Source organism: Flavobacterium sp. K5-23, from assembly GCF_023278045.1.
GTDB lineage: Bacteria > Bacteroidota > Bacteroidia > Flavobacteriales > Flavobacteriaceae > Flavobacterium.
Genome location: NZ_CP056783.1, coordinates 3,178,356 through 3,195,964 on the forward strand (window position 1 = coordinate 3,178,356; position 17,609 = coordinate 3,195,964).

20 protein-coding genes are annotated in these 17,609 nt (G+C 32.7%); 11 read left to right on the top strand and 9 right to left on the bottom strand.

Annotated features, from left to right (window positions below; all coding sequences use genetic code 11):
• Positions 1-62: 62 nt before the first annotated feature.
• A complete protein-coding gene (locus tag FLAK523_RS13755; protein ID WP_248904482.1) occupies positions 63-1,124 on the top strand; it encodes a glycosyltransferase family 9 protein in 1,062 nt (353 codons plus the stop codon).
• A 31-nt stretch (positions 1,125-1,155) separates the two neighbouring features.
• Here the strand turns inward: FLAK523_RS13755 and FLAK523_RS13760 are convergent, their stop codons facing one another.
• Positions 1,156-1,971 carry a glycosyltransferase family 2 protein gene (locus tag FLAK523_RS13760; RefSeq protein ID WP_248904490.1) on the bottom strand — a complete coding sequence of 272 codons (816 nt, stop codon included), beginning with the start codon at positions 1,969-1,971 and terminating at the stop codon, positions 1,156-1,158.
• 54 nt (positions 1,972-2,025) lie between these two features.
• On the opposite strand from FLAK523_RS13760, the gene FLAK523_RS13765 reads away from it, so the two are divergent.
• Positions 2,026-2,763: a glycosyltransferase family 2 protein gene (locus tag FLAK523_RS13765; RefSeq protein WP_248904492.1), complete on the top strand. Its 738-nt coding sequence runs from the start codon at positions 2,026-2,028 to the stop codon at positions 2,761-2,763.
• Here the strand turns inward: FLAK523_RS13765 and FLAK523_RS13770 are convergent.
• A complete protein-coding gene (locus FLAK523_RS13770) occupies positions 2,755-3,465 on the bottom strand; it encodes a polysaccharide deacetylase family protein (RefSeq protein ID WP_248904494.1) in 711 nt (236 codons plus the stop codon). The genes FLAK523_RS13765 and FLAK523_RS13770 overlap by 9 nt on opposite strands.
• 81 nt (positions 3,466-3,546) lie before the next feature.
• Between FLAK523_RS13770 and FLAK523_RS13775 the strand changes: the two genes are divergently transcribed.
• The 7 genes from FLAK523_RS13775 (at position 3,547) to FLAK523_RS13805 (ending at position 10,131) form a co-directional block, all read left to right on the top strand.
• Positions 3,547-4,302 carry a glycosyltransferase family 2 protein gene (locus FLAK523_RS13775; protein WP_248904496.1) on the top strand — a complete coding sequence of 252 codons (756 nt, stop codon included), beginning with the start codon at positions 3,547-3,549 and terminating at the stop codon, positions 4,300-4,302.
• A 24-nt stretch (positions 4,303-4,326) separates the two neighbouring features.
• Positions 4,327-5,253 (top strand): glycosyltransferase family 2 protein, encoded by a 927-nt coding sequence (locus FLAK523_RS13780; RefSeq protein ID WP_248904498.1) that lies wholly within the window; start codon positions 4,327-4,329, stop codon positions 5,251-5,253.
• A 67-nt stretch (positions 5,254-5,320) separates the two neighbouring features.
• Positions 5,321-6,133 carry a glycosyltransferase gene (locus FLAK523_RS13785; RefSeq protein ID WP_248904500.1) on the top strand — a complete coding sequence of 271 codons (813 nt, stop codon included), beginning with the start codon at positions 5,321-5,323 and terminating at the stop codon, positions 6,131-6,133.
• Positions 6,130-6,702 (top strand): L-threonylcarbamoyladenylate synthase, encoded by a 573-nt coding sequence (locus FLAK523_RS13790; protein WP_248904509.1) that lies wholly within the window; start codon positions 6,130-6,132, stop codon positions 6,700-6,702. Before FLAK523_RS13785 ends, FLAK523_RS13790 begins: the two co-directional genes overlap by 4 nt.
• Positions 6,703-6,831: 129 nt before the next feature.
• Positions 6,832-8,262, top strand: coding sequence for a CCA tRNA nucleotidyltransferase (locus FLAK523_RS13795; protein WP_248904510.1), 1,431 nt, complete (start codon positions 6,832-6,834; stop codon positions 8,260-8,262).
• Positions 8,263-8,273: 11 nt separating this feature from the next.
• The gene (locus FLAK523_RS13800; protein WP_248904512.1) at positions 8,274-9,296 is read left to right on the top strand and encodes a COX15/CtaA family protein; all 1,023 of its coding nucleotides are present in this window, start codon (positions 8,274-8,276) and stop codon (positions 9,294-9,296) included.
• Between the two features lie 61 nt (positions 9,297-9,357).
• Positions 9,358-10,131: a CDP-alcohol phosphatidyltransferase family protein gene (locus FLAK523_RS13805; RefSeq protein ID WP_248904514.1), complete on the top strand. Its 774-nt coding sequence runs from the start codon at positions 9,358-9,360 to the stop codon at positions 10,129-10,131.
• 93 nt (positions 10,132-10,224) lie between these two features.
• Here FLAK523_RS13805 and FLAK523_RS13810 read toward each other — a convergent pair whose 3' ends face one another.
• From FLAK523_RS13810 to FLAK523_RS13840, 7 genes are all read right to left on the bottom strand, one after another.
• Positions 10,225-10,980, bottom strand: coding sequence for a LytTR family DNA-binding domain-containing protein (locus FLAK523_RS13810; protein ID WP_248904515.1), 756 nt, complete (start codon positions 10,978-10,980; stop codon positions 10,225-10,227).
• A 110-nt stretch (positions 10,981-11,090) separates the two neighbouring features.
• Positions 11,091-11,444 (bottom strand): 2TM domain-containing protein, encoded by a 354-nt coding sequence (locus FLAK523_RS13815; protein ID WP_248904517.1) that lies wholly within the window; start codon positions 11,442-11,444, stop codon positions 11,091-11,093.
• Between the two features lie 16 nt (positions 11,445-11,460).
• Entirely contained in the window at positions 11,461-11,778 is a 318-nt protein-coding gene (locus tag FLAK523_RS13820; protein ID WP_248904520.1) for a 2TM domain-containing protein, read from the bottom strand.
• On the bottom strand, positions 11,769-12,107 hold the full coding sequence (locus FLAK523_RS13825; RefSeq protein WP_248904521.1) for a 2TM domain-containing protein: 339 nt from the start codon (positions 12,105-12,107) through the stop codon (positions 11,769-11,771). Before FLAK523_RS13825 ends, FLAK523_RS13820 begins: the two co-directional genes overlap by 10 nt.
• Positions 12,098-13,453 carry a histidine kinase gene (locus FLAK523_RS13830; protein ID WP_248904524.1) on the bottom strand — a complete coding sequence of 452 codons (1,356 nt, stop codon included), beginning with the start codon at positions 13,451-13,453 and terminating at the stop codon, positions 12,098-12,100. Before FLAK523_RS13830 ends, FLAK523_RS13825 begins: the two co-directional genes overlap by 10 nt.
• A gap of 38 nt (positions 13,454-13,491) precedes the next feature.
• Complete coding sequence (locus FLAK523_RS13835; protein ID WP_248904526.1) at positions 13,492-14,145, bottom strand: hypothetical protein; 654 nt, start codon at positions 14,143-14,145, stop codon at positions 13,492-13,494.
• Positions 14,146-14,382: 237 nt separating this feature from the next.
• The gene (locus tag FLAK523_RS13840) at positions 14,383-16,560 is read right to left on the bottom strand and encodes a TonB-dependent receptor (protein ID WP_248904528.1); all 2,178 of its coding nucleotides are present in this window, start codon (positions 16,558-16,560) and stop codon (positions 14,383-14,385) included.
• Between the two features lie 222 nt (positions 16,561-16,782).
• Here FLAK523_RS13840 and FLAK523_RS13845 point away from each other — a divergent pair, with 222 nt between their 5' ends.
• A complete protein-coding gene (locus FLAK523_RS13845) occupies positions 16,783-17,340 on the top strand; it encodes a sugar O-acetyltransferase (RefSeq protein ID WP_248904530.1) in 558 nt (185 codons plus the stop codon).
• Positions 17,341-17,343: 3 nt separating this feature from the next.
• Positions 17,344-17,604: a hypothetical protein gene (locus tag FLAK523_RS13850; protein WP_248904532.1), complete on the top strand. Its 261-nt coding sequence runs from the start codon at positions 17,344-17,346 to the stop codon at positions 17,602-17,604.
• Positions 17,605-17,609: the final 5 nt, after the last annotated feature.

Here is a 17,609-nt window from a genome sequence, read left to right on the forward strand (position 1 = left end):
TCTGTTATATTATTTTGGTTTAAAAGTATAAAAAATAGTACTTTGCAGCAACAATTAATTTTATGAAGAAAGTTTTAATCATTCAGAACAAGCGTATTGGAGACGTATTAATCAGCTCAGTAATTGCTAATAATTTCAAAGCAAAACACCCCGATAGCGAAGTTCACTTTATGGCCTACGATTTCACTCATGGTGTCATTCAAAACAATCCAAATATTGACAAAATTATTTCGATAAACGACAAAGAACTAAAAAAACTTCCAGTTCTGTTTAAACTAATACGTAAAATTCGAAAAGAAAATTACGATATTATTTTCGATCCGTATTCGAAGACACAAAGTAAATTAATCTGTAAGTTCTCAGGAGCGAAACAAACCATTGGACATAAAAGTCGTAAAAAATTAGGGAATTGGGGATATTACACTAATCCGGTGACAATCTCTAAAGAAAAAACCAAAATTTGCGGCAAAGCAATTGAAGACCGAATCCATTTATTAAGCCAAGCTGGGAATTTTGAACCTATCGATTATGAGCCAAAGATATTTTTAACAGACGAAGAAAAAAAAGAAGATTATTTAGGAAAGTATGCTGACAAGAAAGTTATCGTTCTTGGAGTTTTAGGCAGTACTCCCCAAAAATCAATGCCTTATGAATATGTAGCGGAAATGGTTGATTACATAGCGTCAAATTATGATGTAAACATTCTTTTCAATTATGCTCCAAATCAAAAACAAGAAGCGCAAAAAATATACGAAATGTGTAAAAACAAGTCCAATATCATTTTGGATATTTACGCAAAAAGCATTCGAGATTTCATTAAACTAATGAGTCAATGTACTGTTTTAGTTTCGAATGAAGGAGGAACAGTGCATATAGCCAAAGCGTTAAACAAACCTACTTTTACGATCTTCTCCCCTTATGTCAACAAAGACCACTGGGCCAGTTTTGAAGACGGGAAATTTCACCACTCGGTACATTTATTGGAAATGAAACCTAATTTATTTGACAGCTTCACATTTGAAGAAAGAAAAAAAATAGAAAAAAATCCTGACGAGTTATACAAACAACTCACTCCCGAAATGATTCTACCCGAATTAGACCGTTTCCTAAAAAACAATTTATAATAAAAAAGCAACTCGTCGAGTTGCTTTTTTATTATTTAACGATCCCAAAATCAGTTCGGTTTTTCTTTTGTTCCTTAGTTTCTTTTCGGATGTTTCTATTTTTATTGATTGATTCCGGAGTGGCATAACCACGAGGATGATCTAAATGCAAACAAACGGTGCTATATCGTATTTGTTTGGGTTTAATACCATAATTAACTAGTCGTTCTCCAAGTTCTCTATCCTGACCTCCATATTGCATTCTTTCATCAAAACCATTGATGGCAAGAATATCCTCTTTCCATCCCGAAGCATTGTGTCCATTCCAACTTGGCGTAGTGGGTGTCAAAAAATTCAAAATATCGCTAAGCAATCCTTTGGCGTCCACTTTGTTATTTTTAAAGGAAGTTTTCATTCCGTTTTTCTTCAACCAGGAAACATCAAAACACTGATCAGAATAAATATCTTCTTTGGTTATATTTTTCGACAACTCCATTGGTAATTTGTGGTAACCTCCAGATAGAAAATAACCTTCTTCTCTAAATTTTATATGCTGCTCTACAAAATCAGGACGAGGAATACAATCTCCGTCGGACATCATAATGTAATTTGTAGTGCAGGCTAAAATTGCTTTATTCAAAATCTGTGATTTCTGAAATCCTTTATCCTCATGCCACACATGAATAATAGGATAAAAAACTTCTTTCTTCATCTCTTCGATTAAATCCAAAGTTTCCTGACGTGAACCATCATCGGCAATAACCATTTCGAAATTACGATAGGTTTGCGTATTGTATCCCCAAATTACTTTTTTAAGCCATTCGGGTGAATTGTACGTACTAATAACAACTGAAATATTCTTTTGCATAATGGGGCAAAGATAGCCTAAATTTGTTAATTTTGTTTTTTGGTAAAAAAAATAATGAGTACACTTTCTGTAATAATCCCTACATATAACGAGATCGACTATATTGAAGACGCCATTAAATCGGTTGCATTCGCCGATGAAATAATTGTCATTGATTCCTATAGTACGGATGGAACAAAAGAAAAAGCAATTAGTTTAGGGTGTACTGTTTTAGAAAGGAAATTCGACAATTTTTCGAATCAAAAAAACCACGCCATTTCCTCTGCAACAAGTGACTGGGTATTATTTTTGGATGGAGATGAACGAGTAACTCAAAAACTAAGATTAGAGATACTCTCAGTAATAAAAAGTGACAAACATTCTGGATATAAAATTAGCTTCCCACATTTTTATATGAACCGCTTTTTATACCATAAAGTAGACCGAGTTGTACGATTAGTAAAAAACAAAAACATCAAGTTCACGGGAGATGTACATGAAAAATTGCATGTAGATGGAAGTATTGGAACACTGAAAAATTTCATGATTCATTACACCTATAAAGGACTTTTCCATTTACTGGAAAAAAAAGATTCTTACGCTTGGTTTCAGGCAAACACATCATTTAAAAAAGGAAAAAAAGCCACTTATTTCCATTTGATCTTTAAACCATTTTATCGCTTTTTCTCATCCTATATATTAAAAAGAGGATTTATGGACGGAGTTCCTGGTTTAGCTTTAGCAAGCATAAATGCTTATGGTGTTTTTTCAAGGTATGTGAAAATTATTTTAATTCAAAAAGGCCTAAAATAAATTTAATTTACCAAAACGAAGTTTCAATTTGAATTTCAACATACTGTCCTCCCCTTTCACATCAATTCTCATTATTTCATACGGGTTTTTAAAAGGAAACTTATTTACTTTATTCCCTATTCGCAATCCCATTTTGACATTATTATGTTTTAAAACCGATTTAAACTGCGTTTTTTTAGGTTCCTTTTTCGGGTAATTCCCATAAGGATAAGCCAATGCATTATAAACTTTCAAACCATTTTGCTCAATTATCTGATTGCATTTTTCAAAATCTTCATTAATTTCAGATTCAGACATTTCAGCGTATTTCTTATGGTCGAAAGAGTGAAAACCCAACTCTACTCTACTATCCAGCTGTCGTAATTGCTGAAGAGACATAATTGGTTCTTTTCCTTCATTCCACAAATCAGCTTTACCGATATAACTAAAGGGTATAAAAAAAGTAGCCTTCAAATTGTATTTTACAAGTAAGGGAACAGCATAATCAAGTTGGTTAACGGTAACATCATCAAAAGTAATAACAACGCTTTTTTGAGGAATAGCTGTCAAATTATCCAACTCGGAAAGATGAAAAGAAGTAAATTCATTTTCGACCAGATAACGAAACTGATTTTCTAATTTTTGTACAGCGATAGTCAGTCCAGAACTAAGCTCTTCTTTACTGGATACATTATGATACATCAATATAGGCAGTCGGGTCATTTGGTGAATTTAATATTAATAAATAATTGTAAAATTATTACATTTGCCTTTAATATTCCTCAAAATAGAAATCAAATTAATTTGAAACCAAAAATAACTGCATTAGCAATTACTCTGAACGAAGAAGAAAACGTAAAAAGACATATTCAAAGTTTGGGTTTTGCCGATGAAATCATTTTCATCGATTCAAATAGTACAGATGCTACCGTAAAAATAGCAGAAGAACTAGGTGTAAAAGTTATACAGAGGAGTTTTGATGATTTTTCCAAACAACGTAATTTTGGAATAGAACAAGCCAAAAATGATTGGATTGTTTTTTTCGACTTGGATGAAATTATTTCTCCTGAACTTGGGGAAGAAATTGTCTCAAAGGTTGCTTCTCAAGATGATTCTGTAGCTTATACTGTTAGAAGAAATTTGTTTTTTCTTGGAAAACAAATAAAATATGGCGGCTGGCAATCAGACAAAGTAATCAGGATTTTTAATAAAAACCACTGTAAATACAATGGGGATTTAGTACACGAATCAATCGTAACTAATGGCAAAGTGGGACGCTTAAAAGAAAGAGCAAACCATTACAGCTATAAAAACTTTGACAACTACAATTCCAAACTTAATTTATACAGCAAATTACAAGCAGAGGCTCTTTACTTAAAAAAAATCAGACCTAATAGCTATCATTTCTTCATTAGACCTAACTATCGTTTCTTTTGGCAATATGTATATCGCCTGGGTTTTTTAGATGGTAAAGAAGGTTTTATTCTGGCTTATATACATTCCTTTGCCGTTTTAAAGCGCTATTTGCAACTATGGATGATGCATAGAAAAATACAATAATCATAAATTTATAAACTACATAAAATGTTTGAAATTGCTGCTATACTGATCAATTATAATTCCAGTACTCTTACTCAGGAATGCATAGAAAGCATTTTAAAAAACACGGATTCAACAATTAATTTTCAAATTATTGTTGTAGACAATTGCTCTGAAAAAGACGACTTTTTAAAACTGAAACAATATTGTGATCAAAACACTTTTCAACACTTACAACTAGTAAGAAGTAAAATAAACACAGGTTTTGGCGCAGGAAATATGTTAGGAATTCATTATGCATCAGCAAAACATATCGCATTTATAAATAACGACACCGTTTTTTTAAATGACTGTTTAAGCGTCCTAATGAAAGCGCTAAAAAATGACAATTCAATTGGAATGGTTGGCGGACAATCATTTAAAGAGGATGGCAAAATAATGCAAGCTTTTGATCATTTTTCATCTGTTTCAAAAGAATTTTTCGGAAGAGATTTTCTTGAAAAAATAAATCCTAAAAAATACCCAAAAAGAAAAGCAACTTATCTTACCCCTACAAAAGTAAATTATGTTCAAGGAAGCTTTATGATGGTAAGAAATGAAGATTTTAATTCAATAGGTGGTTTTGACACCAATATCTTTTTGTATTATGAAGAAACGGATTTATGTAAGAGATTAGAAAAAACAAATAAAAGTTGCTTTCTAATACCTGAAGCACGCTACATTCATTATCACGGAGCAAGTACGCCCAGTTCAATAAACATAAAAATTGAACTTAAAATTTCTTTGTTATATGTTATTAGAAAACATTCTGGATACTTAGGCTATAAATTATTACTGAGCCACTTGCAGTTTCAATATTTCTTTAAAAGCTTTTTTAAACCTAAATACTGGAAATTATTCAGAGTCCTTTTGGTTGGTGCTCCATTATCTAAATCCTTAAAAACCATTCAGAAAATTCAAACTATAAATTAACATTATATTTAAAAATAGAATATTAAATTTATCGTTTTGCAATCTGTATTAATCAAATAAAACAATTATGAATTCAAATCCTAAAATATCTGTAATTATCCCATGTTACAACAATGAGAAAACAATTATAGATACTGTTAAATCCGTAATTGATCAAGAATATACTTCAATAGAAATAATTATCATTAACGACGGATCAACTGATAATAGTTTAGATATAGTAACAAATTACATATCTAAAAATAATCTGGACATTATTTTAATTAACCAAAAGAACACCGGTGCTTCAAAAGCAAGAAATAACGGTGCATTACAAGCATCGGGGAAATATTTACTGTTTTTAGATGCTGATGACATTATATCAAAATGTTATTTGAGAAAATGCATCCAACATTTAGAACAAGATAAAACATTAAATATAGTCTATTCAGGGGCTGAATATTTTGGAGCAAGAAAAGGACCTTGGAAACTACCTGAATATTCCATATCTAACTTTTTAGAGTCAAATTGTATTCCCGTTTCTGCTGTAATAAAAAGAGACGTATTTAATAAAGTAGGAGGATTTGATGAAAACCTAATCTATACTGAAGATTGGGAATTATGGATTAAAATTATTAAAGATTTTGGAGGTGTTTATAAAATAAATGAGCCTTTATTTTTCTACCGAAAAAATGAAGATAAAAGTTCTATAACAGACAATAGTAAAAACTTAGGGCAAAAGTCAACAATTTACATATACAATAAGCATTATGATTTTTTCTCAAAAAACAAATACGACATTGAAACCTTACTAAAATCAAAAGATAGTAACGAAAAATACAAGAAAAAATATTACAATGTTTGGTATAGAAAATTGTTTTACAAAATAACAAAAAAATGAATCAAGACATCAACCAAGAAATACACAACGCACACGAAGTTATAAAAGAAGGAGGCCTCATACTTTACCCTACTGATACGATCTGGGGAATTGGCTGCGACGCGACAAATCCTGAAGCCGTTGCTAAATTATATAAATTAAAACAAAGGGTAGAAACTCAAAGTATGATTTGTCTGATGAATGGCGAAAAAATGATGTACAATGTGTTCAAAGAAATACCAGAAGTGGCGTGGCAAATTATGGATTTATCCGAAAATCCAACTACTTTAATTCTTGATAACCCAAGAAATGTGGCTCCAAACTTAATCGCTCCTGATAAAACATTGGCAATCCGTATCGTAAAAGATCCGTTTTGTTTTAAATTATTGGAACGAATGAAAAAACCACTGGTTTCCACCTCCGCCAATATTTCAGGGCAACCTACTCCAAAAAGTTTTAAAGAAATTAGCCCCGTGATTTTAAAAGGCGTGGACTATGTTGTAAATTTGCACCGCGATCAAATTTCAGGAAAACCTTCGACAATTATAAAATTGACGAATGATTCTCAAGTAAAAGTGATTCGTAAATAGAAATACGTTATTGTTTGTCATTTCGACAAAGGAGACTCGAGCGACAGCGAACTGGCGAAGCAAATCACACAATCTGAATCACTTGATGAGATTTCTCCTTCGTCGAAATGACAAAATACAGAAAAATGAATGAATTACACAAAAGCATTAAATAATAAAATTTTTGAAGTTATTTCACAAGCTTCCCAAGAACTTAACGTTGATAGTTATGTAATTGGTGGTTTTGTGAGAGACTATATTCTAGGTAGGGATTTTAAAAAAGACATCGACATTGTAGCTGTAGGTAGCGGAATCGAATTGGCCTTAAAAGTATCTAAATTACTCCCTAACAAACCCAAAGTTCAGGTTTTCAAAACCTACGGAACTGCTATGCTTCGTTTTGAAGATACTGAAATAGAATTTGTGGGTGCCCGAAAAGAGTCTTACCATTTTGAAAGTCGGAATCCAGTTGTGGAAGACGGAACATTAAAAGATGATCAAGACCGTCGTGATTTCACTATCAATGCATTGGCAATATCCTTGAATTCAAATACTTTCGGAGATTTACTCGATCCTTTTGACGGTTTGAAGGATATGGAGAATAAAATATTAAAAACACCTCTAGATCCAGATATCACTTATTCTGACGATCCTTTGAGAATGATGCGAGCGATACGTTTTGCGAATCAATTGAATTTTGTAATCGAAGAAAACTCATTGTTATCCATAACTAAAAATGCAGAAAGAATTAAGATTATTTCTGGAGAGCGAATTGTTGATGAGTTAAATAAAATACTTTCTACTGATAAACCTTCAATTGGTTTTTTACTTCTTTACAAGACTGGTCTTTTGGAGATTCTTTTACCCGAATTGACAGCCTTAAATCAAGTTGAAGAAATAGAAGGACAAACGCATAAAAACAATTTTTACCACACACTGGAAGTTGTGGACAATATTTGTCCAAACACTGATGATGTATGGCTAAGATGGGCCGCATTACTACACGATATAGGAAAAGCACCCACCAAACGTTTTAACAAAAAACAAGGTTGGACTTTTCACGGCCATGAATTTCTGGGCGGAAAAATGGTCAAAAAAATATTTGAGCGTTTACATATGCCATTAAACCAGAAGATGAAATTTGTTCAAAAAATGGTTATGATGAGCTCACGCCCAATTGTATTATCACAAGATACTGTTACGGATTCAGCGGTGCGCCGTTTGGTTTTTGACGCAGGGGAAGATGTTGAGGATTTAATGACTCTTTGCGAAGCGGATATCACAACCAAAAACCCTAATAAATTCAAGAAATACCATAACAATTTTGTAATTGTTCGAAATAAAATAGTGGAAGTGGAAGAACGTGATCATGTTCGTAATTTCCAACCTCCAATAACCGGAGAAGAGATTATAGAAATTTTCGATCTAAAACCTTCAAAAGAAATTGGAATGCTTAAAGAAGCTATTAAAGAAGCTATTTTAGAGGGTGACATACCTAATGAATACAATGCTGCTTATAGTTTTATGATTAAAAAAGCAAAAAAAATGGGATTAGCTATAGTGAACAAAAAAGAAAGCTAGAAAGTTTAAAAATGAAAAAAGAGAATAAATCGGTTATAATTTGGTTGCTATCAGGCTGTGCTTTGTTATTTGTAATGGTGACAGTAGGTGGAATTACAAGAATTACTAATTCCGGACTTTCAATGACGGATTGGCACTTGGTAACCGATACTTTTCCTCCACTAACTGAAGAGAAGTGGAATGAAGCATTTGAAGAGTACAAGAAATTCCCTGAGTATCAAAAAATCAATATTCATAATGATTTCCAACTTTCAGATTATAAATTCATTTATTTCTGGGAATGGTTTCACAGATTTATAGGTCGTATTATCGGCTTGGTTTTTATTATTCCATTCTTTTATTTTTTAGCCAAAAGAAAACTTGATTCTTCAACAGTCAAAAAATGTCTCGTTCTTTTGGGAATGGGCGCTTTTCAAGGTTTCTTAGGATGGTTTATGGTAAGAAGCGGTTTAATAAACAATCCTGATGTTAGCCATTTTAGACTTGCCTTGCATTTAACTTTTGCTTTCATCACTTTTGCTTATACTTTATGGGTATCCCTTGACTTGATTTACCCTGAAAGAAAAAACATAATTGTTCCATTAAGAAATATCGCAAGAATAGCTTTAATAGTTCTTCTTATACAAATCGTCTATGGAGGTTTCGTTGCAGGTTTAAACGCAGGTTTAATACACAATCACTGGCCTTTAATGAGTGATGGTCAATTTATGCACGAAAGTATCTTCCTGGAGCAAAAGAATCTCGCGTTGAGTTTAACCGAAGGTAAAAGTGGCGTTCAGTTTGTTCACCGCACACTGGCTTATGTTGTTGTCGCCTTAATGATTTTCCTTTATTTTAAAAGTAAAAAGTTCACATTAGACAAAATGCAATCAAAAGGAATTAATTTACTATTGATTTTAGTTTTTGTCCAGTTCCTTTTAGGAGTATTCACACTATTGTATGGTGTTCCTTTATGGTTAGGACTGGCACATCAAATTAGCGCATTCTTTTTATTATCTGCTATGACATTTACATTGCACCGTTTGTCAAAATAACAACATTTGACTATATTTACATTCGACTATATTGTCACATTTCTTGTCTTTATAAAGATAAATGTCTAAACTTTCCGAAGAAAATAAATTCCTGGATCTATCCGATTATGGAAGACCATTTGCTGTTCCAATTGCAAATCGATTAAAAAACACGCGATTTACCCCTATCCACATCACACTCCTTTTTGGGGTTTCTGGTCTAATAGCTATATATTTCATACTCCAAAAACAGTATTATTTCGCCGGATTTTTTATCATTTTAAAATCGATAATTGATGCTATTGATGGCGAACTTGCAAGGGCAAAAAACACGCCTTCTTACACTGGAAGATATCTCGATAGTGTGTTTGACATTATACTCAACTTTTTGTTTTTGATGGCAATCTGTTTTGTTTCTAACGCTTCATTTTGGCTGACTCTAATTTCTTTTTTCTGTATTCAGTTACAAGGAACTTTATACAATTATTACTATGTTATTTTAAGAAACAAAACCGAAGGTGGAGATTCAACAAGTAAAATATTCGAATACAAAACACCTAAAGCTTTAGCCGGAGAGAGTCAAAAATCAGTAAATATATTGTTCTTTATTTACACGCTTGTCTATGGCGTTTTTGACAAAATAATACATCTGCTAGATAGTGATGCTTATAAGCTAAAAACATTCCCGAATTGGTTTATGACCTGCATTTCATTATTCGGATTAGGTTTCCAGTTGTTCCTAATTTCACTTATGTTAGCAACTGGTTATATCGAATATATCGTACCGTTTTTTATATGGTATTCAATTCTTATTTTTGTTTTTATCGGAATTAGAAAATGCTTTTTCAAGCCTTAAAAGCACAATAACAAAAATCTATACGGTTGCGGTAATTAATTAATATCCAGCACCTTATGTGCGTTAACTTCAATTTACATATTAACATAAAAACTAGCCTATCCATTTTTTAAATTCGGACACTTTTTCCCTGCTTACAATCACCTCATCTACATTATAAGAAGGTAAAATCACTTTAAGGCGAGAGTTACTGTAGATCAAAATTTCTTTAATTGCCACTAACGGAATGAGGTGTTTTCTACTCACACGGAAGAATTCATCAGGGTCTAATTCTTGCTCTAAAAGTTCCAAAGTTGATTCTACCAGGTAATTTCTATTGTCTTTTGTATGAATATAAGTCCCTTTATTTTCACTATAAAAACACTCAACTTCATCAGTAGAAATCACTTTTAAATGTTGGCCAAATTTTACTGTGAACCTCTTTTTATAACTTTTCTCAAATGGATTTGAAAGCATTTTTTTTATTTCATCAAAATCTATTTTGATTGTTTCCTTTTTTGGTAAACGGTCTTTATATTTAGTTACGGCTATGGCTAAATCATCTTCGTCAATGGGTTTTAAAAGATAGTCAATACTATTTAATTTGAATGCACGCAAAGCATATTCATCATAAGCCGTAGTGAAAATGACAGCACTTTTAATGTCTATTTTTTCGAATATTTCAAACGATAATCCGTCCGATAATTGGATGTCTAAAAAGATCAAATCAGGGTGTTCATTATTAGAAAACCATTCGATGGATTCGGCAACAGAATGAAGCATCACTCCTACTTCGATATTGAGCTTATCAAGTTTTCTTTGCAACAATCTTGCCGCTGGTTTTTCGTCTTCGATTATTATTGTGGTCATTTTTTATTGGGTTTTGGGTTTTGGGTTTTGGGTTACGCTGTGAAAAATTTAAGATTCAAAAACTTGTAGATTCTCAACTGAATACTAAAGTACTGAACACTGATTACTGTTCACTCCCATTTTTTATTTTTGTCCTTATCCATAAACTCTTGAATTTTCCTTTCTTCCCAATCTGATCCAAAAAAAAGATCTCTCCCAAAAACAGATAAACCGTGAGCTACTAAACCAATTCCCCAAAAGAAAACGGTATTCCAGGTTTGCCATTCCCAAAAAACGGCATCGCCAATCATACTTTTATTAAATACAGAAAGCAGGATAAACGCATTTACTAACGCATAAACCAATAAATGAACATAGAACCCTTTAATTCTTTTTACTCTCTTATAAGCTATATCATAACGAGCATCAGGACTATCATTTCCTGACTCATAATTCTCATTTATTCTATTTCTATATCTTCCCATTGCTATACTTTTTATATTATTTCCAATTCCCTTTGTGTTCTTTTTCTTTCTCCATAAATTCTTTGATCTTCTGTTCTTCCCAATCTTTACCTAGAAAAGGCATATAATTAAAGACACTCATTCCGTGAAAAAACACACCAACTCCCCATCCTAACAAAGGCCAATAAAACCATAAATGATCTGGAGAGGTTAACAAATTAATTGTTAAAAGCCCAATATTAACAGCTATGTAGGCAATCAAATTACCATAAAACCCTTTGATTTTTTCTACTTGCTTTTTAGCCTTAAAATAGCGATCTTCATTTTCATATTTATTTTCCATAACTATTTCCATATTTGTTTTTTAGATTCCTTTTCCATTATTCTTTGTATTTTTCTCTCTTCCCAATTTTTACCAAAAAACTGAAATGTTATCAGAATGTCAATTGCTGATATAAAAAAAGCAACCGACCAAATTGCCATTACCATAAAACTAAGATACTTCACAGGGAAAAAATTCAATGGAGCTCCAAAATATTCTTTTAGGACAAACAACACTACTCCAATTAAATAGATAAGCATATGTGTATAAAACCCTTTTAATTTCTTTACTTTTTTTCTTGCCATTTCAAGAATCTCATTCTCTTCATAGCTTTCTTGAGTTGTTTCCATAATTATTTCCATGATTGGTTATTATCTTCCCTTTTTAAAATCTCTTGAATTTTTCTTTCTTCCCAATTAGAACTGTATCCAAAAACCTTGAATGCATGCATAATCAATCCAAAACCCCATCCTCCAGCAGAAAACCAAAACCACTGAAAGTGTGGAGAATACCTAAGGTTAATAAATATCAATATAGGGATTACAATACAATAAGAAATTAAGTTCCCGTAAAACCCTTTCAATTCTTCCACTCTTTTTTTTGCTCTATAATAAGCGTTATTTTCATTATATTTTGCAGTTGTTTCCATTACTGATATTTGTTTAGTTAAAATTGGTATTTTGACCGAAAACACTTTGTCATCTTGCTCAATTCTTACTTTTCTATCCGTAAGAATGGCATAACGACTAATAATGTTTTGGAGTCCAACACCCTGACCATCTTGTAACACTTCTTTTTTTTGATAATCGTTCTGAACAACTAAATAATCCTCTTCGATAAAAATGCGAATATGCAAGGGCCTTTGTTCACTAACAATATTATGTTTCACAGCATTCTCTAGTAATAGTTGTAATGACAACGGAACTACTTTAGCATCTAGATTATCTATTTCTTCAGGAAGTTCGTAAAACAAACTATTTTCGAATCGCATTTTAAGCAAGTTCATATACGTTTTGGCGAAAGCCAATTCCTCTTCAACAGTAACTAATTCTTTGTCTTTTTGCTCTAATACGTAGCGATAAATTTTAGATAGCGAAGTAGTAAACCGTTGTGCGTTATCAGGATTTTCTTCAATTAAGGAACTCAAAACATTCAAACTATTGAACAAAAAATGGGGGTCTATTTGATTCTTAAGACTCTCAAACTTTGCCGATGCTGTTCCAGCAATAATTTTATGTTGAATAACCTCAATATTTGAAGCTTTTTTCCAACTAAGCATAAAACTTCTCGCATGCATAAAAGTAGAAACACCTAATGATAAAATAATATAAAAAAGATGTATCCAGATCATACGTTCATTAAAAAACTCTGAAAATTCAAGGTTATTAAACACTACAAAAGTGAGATAATCTATCCCCAAAATCACTGGAATGGTATACAATACTGTCGCAATAATACCAAAATACACCCTTAGATTAGTTTGTTCTAACCAATCCCATTTTTTGTCTAACAACACATTGATCATTCCATTTCCAAAACCAATTCCAAAAGAATATAATGCGCTTATACAAAAAACAACCAACAGGCCTTTTAGATCATAAATCCCTTGAATAAGAGAGAAAACAAGTGTGAAAACCAAAGTGATTTTTAAACAACTCAGTAATCCTTCTTTAATATTTACAAATGTCAGAACCTTTTGATTACTCATATTTTATATTTTAAAGGTCTAAATAGAATCTAAAAACGCTATTTATTACAATTTTTTTGAGCTTCTAATGCTCTATCCAATCCCCATTTTGGTGAAAAAGACGTTTCAGGTTTAAAAGTAGCAAAAAGTCCGATAGCTTTTTCGATTTGGGCACACATTGGCTTTGTGTCTTGTCCCCAAAATTTCGCTCCTCCAATTTCAAATTCTGCCTTTCCAAAAACAACTCTCGGGTTATTTGGGGCTAAAGCTTCCGCTTTTCCATACAAGGCCATTGTGGCTCCAGATAATTTTTGTCCGTTTGTCATCGGGTCATATACAATCCAGGCAGTGTTGATCATTGCTTGCATTACGTACAGTTCAGCGTTATTTTGATCTTTTCCCATTTCTACATCCAAAGCGTTTTGTGCTTTTGAAAGTAATAATTTTATTTGTTCTTTATCCTTTGTTCCAAAAGCAGAAGTTGTGTTTACCAAAGCTATGTAATAATTAGGCAACCAGTTATTTTGTTCCGCTGCTGCAATTCTTTCAAATAGCGCTGATGCTTCGGTGTTATTCCCTTCTCCCCAAAGTTTAAAGGCTTTTCCCATTCCTTGTTCGAATTGACCTCCTTGTGATGAAGCAGTGGCTTGTTGGCCTTGAGCTGAGATTAAACTTATAACAAAAAGAGCGAATGCGGTGATTAATTTAGTCATAATTTCTAGTTTTTAAGATTGAATATTATTTGATGATTGAAACGTTGTTAATTTATAATCCAAAAGTATTACTGTTTTAACTTTTATAAAATTTATAGTTACCGAACTGTTGATTTTTGTAGATGAATCGTTTCACTAGTCTAAAGTCGCAAAGTCAAATGTCGAAAGTCACATCGTTTGAGGAAATACTCAGAGACTCTGAAGCTAAAAAACTTTGAAACTCTGAAACTTTGATACTTACAAATTCTTCAACTGATTGTCTTTCTTGTCACTACTAATAGTCCAAAAGAAGCCGATGAAAAAGAATCGATCGGCTGTTGGGGTGATTGCTCTTCTATTGTAAACTCCATTTATTTCAGGGTTTCTTGCGTAATCATATCCAAAAACATTTTGGCTTCCAAGGGCATTGTTTACGGAGAAAAACAGAATTTTTTGTGGAGACAATAAGTAGGCCCAGTTGAGACTCAAGCTGTTGTACGCTTTTGTTTTTCCGTTCATAAATTGCGTTTCGTTTGGATTATTATACGGACGGCCTGTAGCAATACTATAGGTTGCCCCTATTTGTGATCTCCAGTCTTGTATCCAGTATTTACCCACTAAAGACACGGTGTGATCAGCTATAAAACTTGGAGTAGCAGAATTCAAAAAGTTTTGATAATCTCTTTCCGTATCGATATAAGAATAAGAAACCCAATATTCTAAGTTCTTAATGTTTTTCCCGTCTCTCCAGTACAATTCCAGACCTTTTGCATACCCAGTTCCATTGTTATTGTATTGTGAATTGTATTGCGGAAAGTTTGAATCGTATTTCACCAGATTGTCATAACCCTTGAAATAGGCTTCGGCCTTAAACAATTGCTTGTCCTTATTATATTCATAATTCAGGATATAATGCTGCGCTTTTTCAGATTGCAAACTAGTATCGTATTTCAAATATTCCTGTCTTGGTGCTTGTTCGAATAAACCATAAGCGAATGAAAACTGTTTATTTTTGGCCACTTTATAAGCTAGTGCTACTCTTGGAGCAATGGATTTTTCGTCTAATAAATAATTATGTGTTGCTCTAAATCCAATTTTTGCAATAAAATTTTTCGAAAACAAAACATCTGTTTCAGAAAATAAGGCGGCCAAATTTGAATTGAATTCACTTCTAAAACCATTGGCCTTTTCGTCAAAATCCGTATTAAAATATTCTCCTCCAAAAGAAGTCTTAACCGTTCGGGAAATCGGTTTTAGAATTTTAACCTTTAAATGAGACGCTTTTTCCTGTGTATCAAAATTAATTATATCGTAAAGACCTTTGTTTTGGTTGTAACCAAAGCTAAAACCTGTTTCAATTTTCCAATTCGAACCCAAATACCCTTTATATGAAGTATTAGTATAAAAATTATTGTTTTTATTGTCCAATTTAATTTTATCAATGCTGTTAATATCCTCTTGGTTTAATTCGAAATTAGCATTGGCAAAAGAAACATATACTTTCAACAATCCTGATTCAAAATGATGGCGAAAAACACTTTCTCCACCAATGGATTGATACGGTTTCTTCCATTCGATATTATCAGGCAACAGCCCTTGATAGGGTTTCAAATTAATATATTGCGTATTGAAGCTTAATGAGTTATTTTTCCATTTCTGGGTATTTCCCACTCCTAATCCCACTGACATCAAACCAACATCTGTTTTTTCATTGTCGGGTTCATCGATGGTATTCATAATTAAAACACTAGAAAGTGCTTCCCCATATTCAGCTGAATATCCTCCAGCTGAAAAAGTTGTTCCCTCAAAGAGTAAAGGAGAAAACGTACTGCGTGTTGGAACATTATTACCCGTTTGAAGATACGGTTGAGCAACACGAATTCCATCAATAAAAGTTTGGGTTTCATTGGCTTCTCCACCACGTACAAATAGTTTTCCGCTTTCACCAGCAATTTGAGTTCCTGGTAAAGTTTTAAAAGCTGAGATTATGTCTCCAGGATTACCGGCTGTGGTTAAAATATCTAACGGTTTCAATACCGAAACCCGTGCTTTATCACCGGATTGCATCGTTCCAGCCGTAATGACAACCGCATCAAGTGAGTTGATATTGTTTTTTAGTATTATGGTTGTATTTTGAAAATTAGCGACATCTACAATCCTTTTTGTTGTTTCATAAATTAAGAAGCTCACCACTAATGTTTGTTTTCCATTGGTGTCAGTTGTAAAATTAAAGTCTCCCTTTTCGTTTGCTGTTGCCCCGTCATAAGTTCCTTCTATATAAATATTGGCGCCAGCAACAGGCTTCCCTTTTTCATCGACTACTTTTCCTGATAATGTTGCCTGAGAAAAAGTTGTTATTGAAAATAAAAGAAGGGCAAAATTAATAAAGAATTTACCACTGGTTAGTTGATTGAGTTTTTGAATTGTTGATTTCATATGTAGATAATACTTATTCTTAATGGAATATGTAATTCGCATATCTTCATTCGCGTTTGCATCGAATTTTCGTTATGCTCATTTCATATCTTGATTTTGATAAAGCAAATATCAATTAGAAAATAGAAGTGCAAAAAAAGTTCTGACTGAGTTGTCATTATTTAGGGATGAGTTGTAATCTTCTGCAATTTCATTTACATTTACCCTAACAATTCGCCTTTTATGAAAACCGAAAAAGAAAAAATGATGGCTGGGGAATTATATCTTTCCGGTAATGACGAACTTAGAAAAGACCGCCGAAAAGCAAAGAATCTGCTCCATCGATTGAATGTAACGGAATACCGAATTACAAAACAAGCTCGGTTGCTGCTTGCTGAATTAATCCCAAATACAGCTTCTAATTTTTATGTGGAGCCACCTTTTTTCTGTGATTACGGTTATAATATTCATTGTGGCGAAAATGTGTATTTCAATACTAACTGCGTCGTTTTGGATGCTTCAAAAGTAACTATCGGATCTAATGTGTTGTTTGGCCCCGGAGTTCAATTGTACACAGCGACACACCCTATTGATGCCGAAACACGTAGAACACATTCGCTTTCAAAACCCATAACCATTGGCGATGATTGCTGGATAGGTGGAAATGCTATAATTTGTCCAGGTGTGACCATTGGAAAAGGTTGTGTTATTGGTGCAGGATCAGTAGTTACTAAAGATGTTCCTGATAATTCTATGGCCGTGGGAAATCCGGCAAAAATCAATCGGAAACTAAATCAATAAAATATGCCCCATTTATTAGCTAAACTAAGTAATGTTCCAATAGATTTTATTGCCGAAATCTTAGAAAAAGACAAAGAATATCACGCTTCCCAAGGAATGTATTTAGAAAACATTTGGCAAAACGCGGATAACGAAAATGAAGTTTTCTTTATGTTTAAAATTGATTCTATCGAAAAAACAAAAATGCTAATTGACAAATTACACACAGAGGCTTTGATAGAAAATCCTGAAGAAAATTTACCCACAATGCTATATTTAGAATAATACGT

Bases quoted from the DNA above. Each gene is read 5' to 3' on its own strand.
- FLAK523_RS13780 (WP_248904498.1), top strand. From the start codon at position 4,327: ATGTTTGAAATTGCTGCTATACTGATCAATTATAATTCCAGTACTCTT.
- FLAK523_RS13815 (WP_248904517.1), bottom strand. From the start codon at position 11,444: ATGGGAAGATATAGAAATAGAATAAATGAGAATTATGAGTCAGGAAAT.
- FLAK523_RS13835 (WP_248904526.1), bottom strand. From the start codon at position 14,145: ATGACTAAATTAATCACCGCATTCGCTCTTTTTGTTATAAGTTTAATC.
- FLAK523_RS13830 (WP_248904524.1), bottom strand. From the start codon at position 13,453: ATGAGTAATCAAAAGGTTCTGACATTTGTAAATATTAAAGAAGGATTA.
- FLAK523_RS13795 (WP_248904510.1), top strand. From the start codon at position 6,832: ATGAATTACACAAAAGCATTAAATAATAAAATTTTTGAAGTTATTTCA.
- FLAK523_RS13810 (WP_248904515.1), bottom strand. From the start codon at position 10,980: ATGACCACAATAATAATCGAAGACGAAAAACCAGCGGCAAGATTGTTG.
- FLAK523_RS13825 (WP_248904521.1), bottom strand. From the start codon at position 12,107: ATGGAAATAATTATGGAAACAACTCAAGAAAGCTATGAAGAGAATGAG.
- FLAK523_RS13840 (WP_248904528.1), bottom strand. From the start codon at position 16,560: ATGAAATCAACAATTCAAAAACTCAATCAACTAACCAGTGGTAAATTC.
- FLAK523_RS13805 (WP_248904514.1), top strand. From the start codon at position 9,358: ATGTCTAAACTTTCCGAAGAAAATAAATTCCTGGATCTATCCGATTAT.
- FLAK523_RS13850 (WP_248904532.1), top strand. From the start codon at position 17,344: ATGCCCCATTTATTAGCTAAACTAAGTAATGTTCCAATAGATTTTATT.
- FLAK523_RS13790 (WP_248904509.1), top strand. From the start codon at position 6,130: ATGAATCAAGACATCAACCAAGAAATACACAACGCACACGAAGTTATA.
- FLAK523_RS13765 (WP_248904492.1), top strand. From the start codon at position 2,026: ATGAGTACACTTTCTGTAATAATCCCTACATATAACGAGATCGACTAT.
- FLAK523_RS13845 (WP_248904530.1), top strand. From the start codon at position 16,783: ATGAAAACCGAAAAAGAAAAAATGATGGCTGGGGAATTATATCTTTCC.
- FLAK523_RS13785 (WP_248904500.1), top strand. From the start codon at position 5,321: ATGAATTCAAATCCTAAAATATCTGTAATTATCCCATGTTACAACAAT.
- FLAK523_RS13820 (WP_248904520.1), bottom strand. From the start codon at position 11,778: ATGGAAATAGTTATGGAAAATAAATATGAAAATGAAGATCGCTATTTT.
- FLAK523_RS13770 (WP_248904494.1), bottom strand. From the start codon at position 3,465: ATGACCCGACTGCCTATATTGATGTATCATAATGTATCCAGTAAAGAA.
- FLAK523_RS13760 (WP_248904490.1), bottom strand. From the start codon at position 1,971: ATGCAAAAGAATATTTCAGTTGTTATTAGTACGTACAATTCACCCGAA.
- FLAK523_RS13755 (WP_248904482.1), top strand. From the start codon at position 63: ATGAAGAAAGTTTTAATCATTCAGAACAAGCGTATTGGAGACGTATTA.
- FLAK523_RS13800 (WP_248904512.1), top strand. From the start codon at position 8,274: ATGAAAAAAGAGAATAAATCGGTTATAATTTGGTTGCTATCAGGCTGT.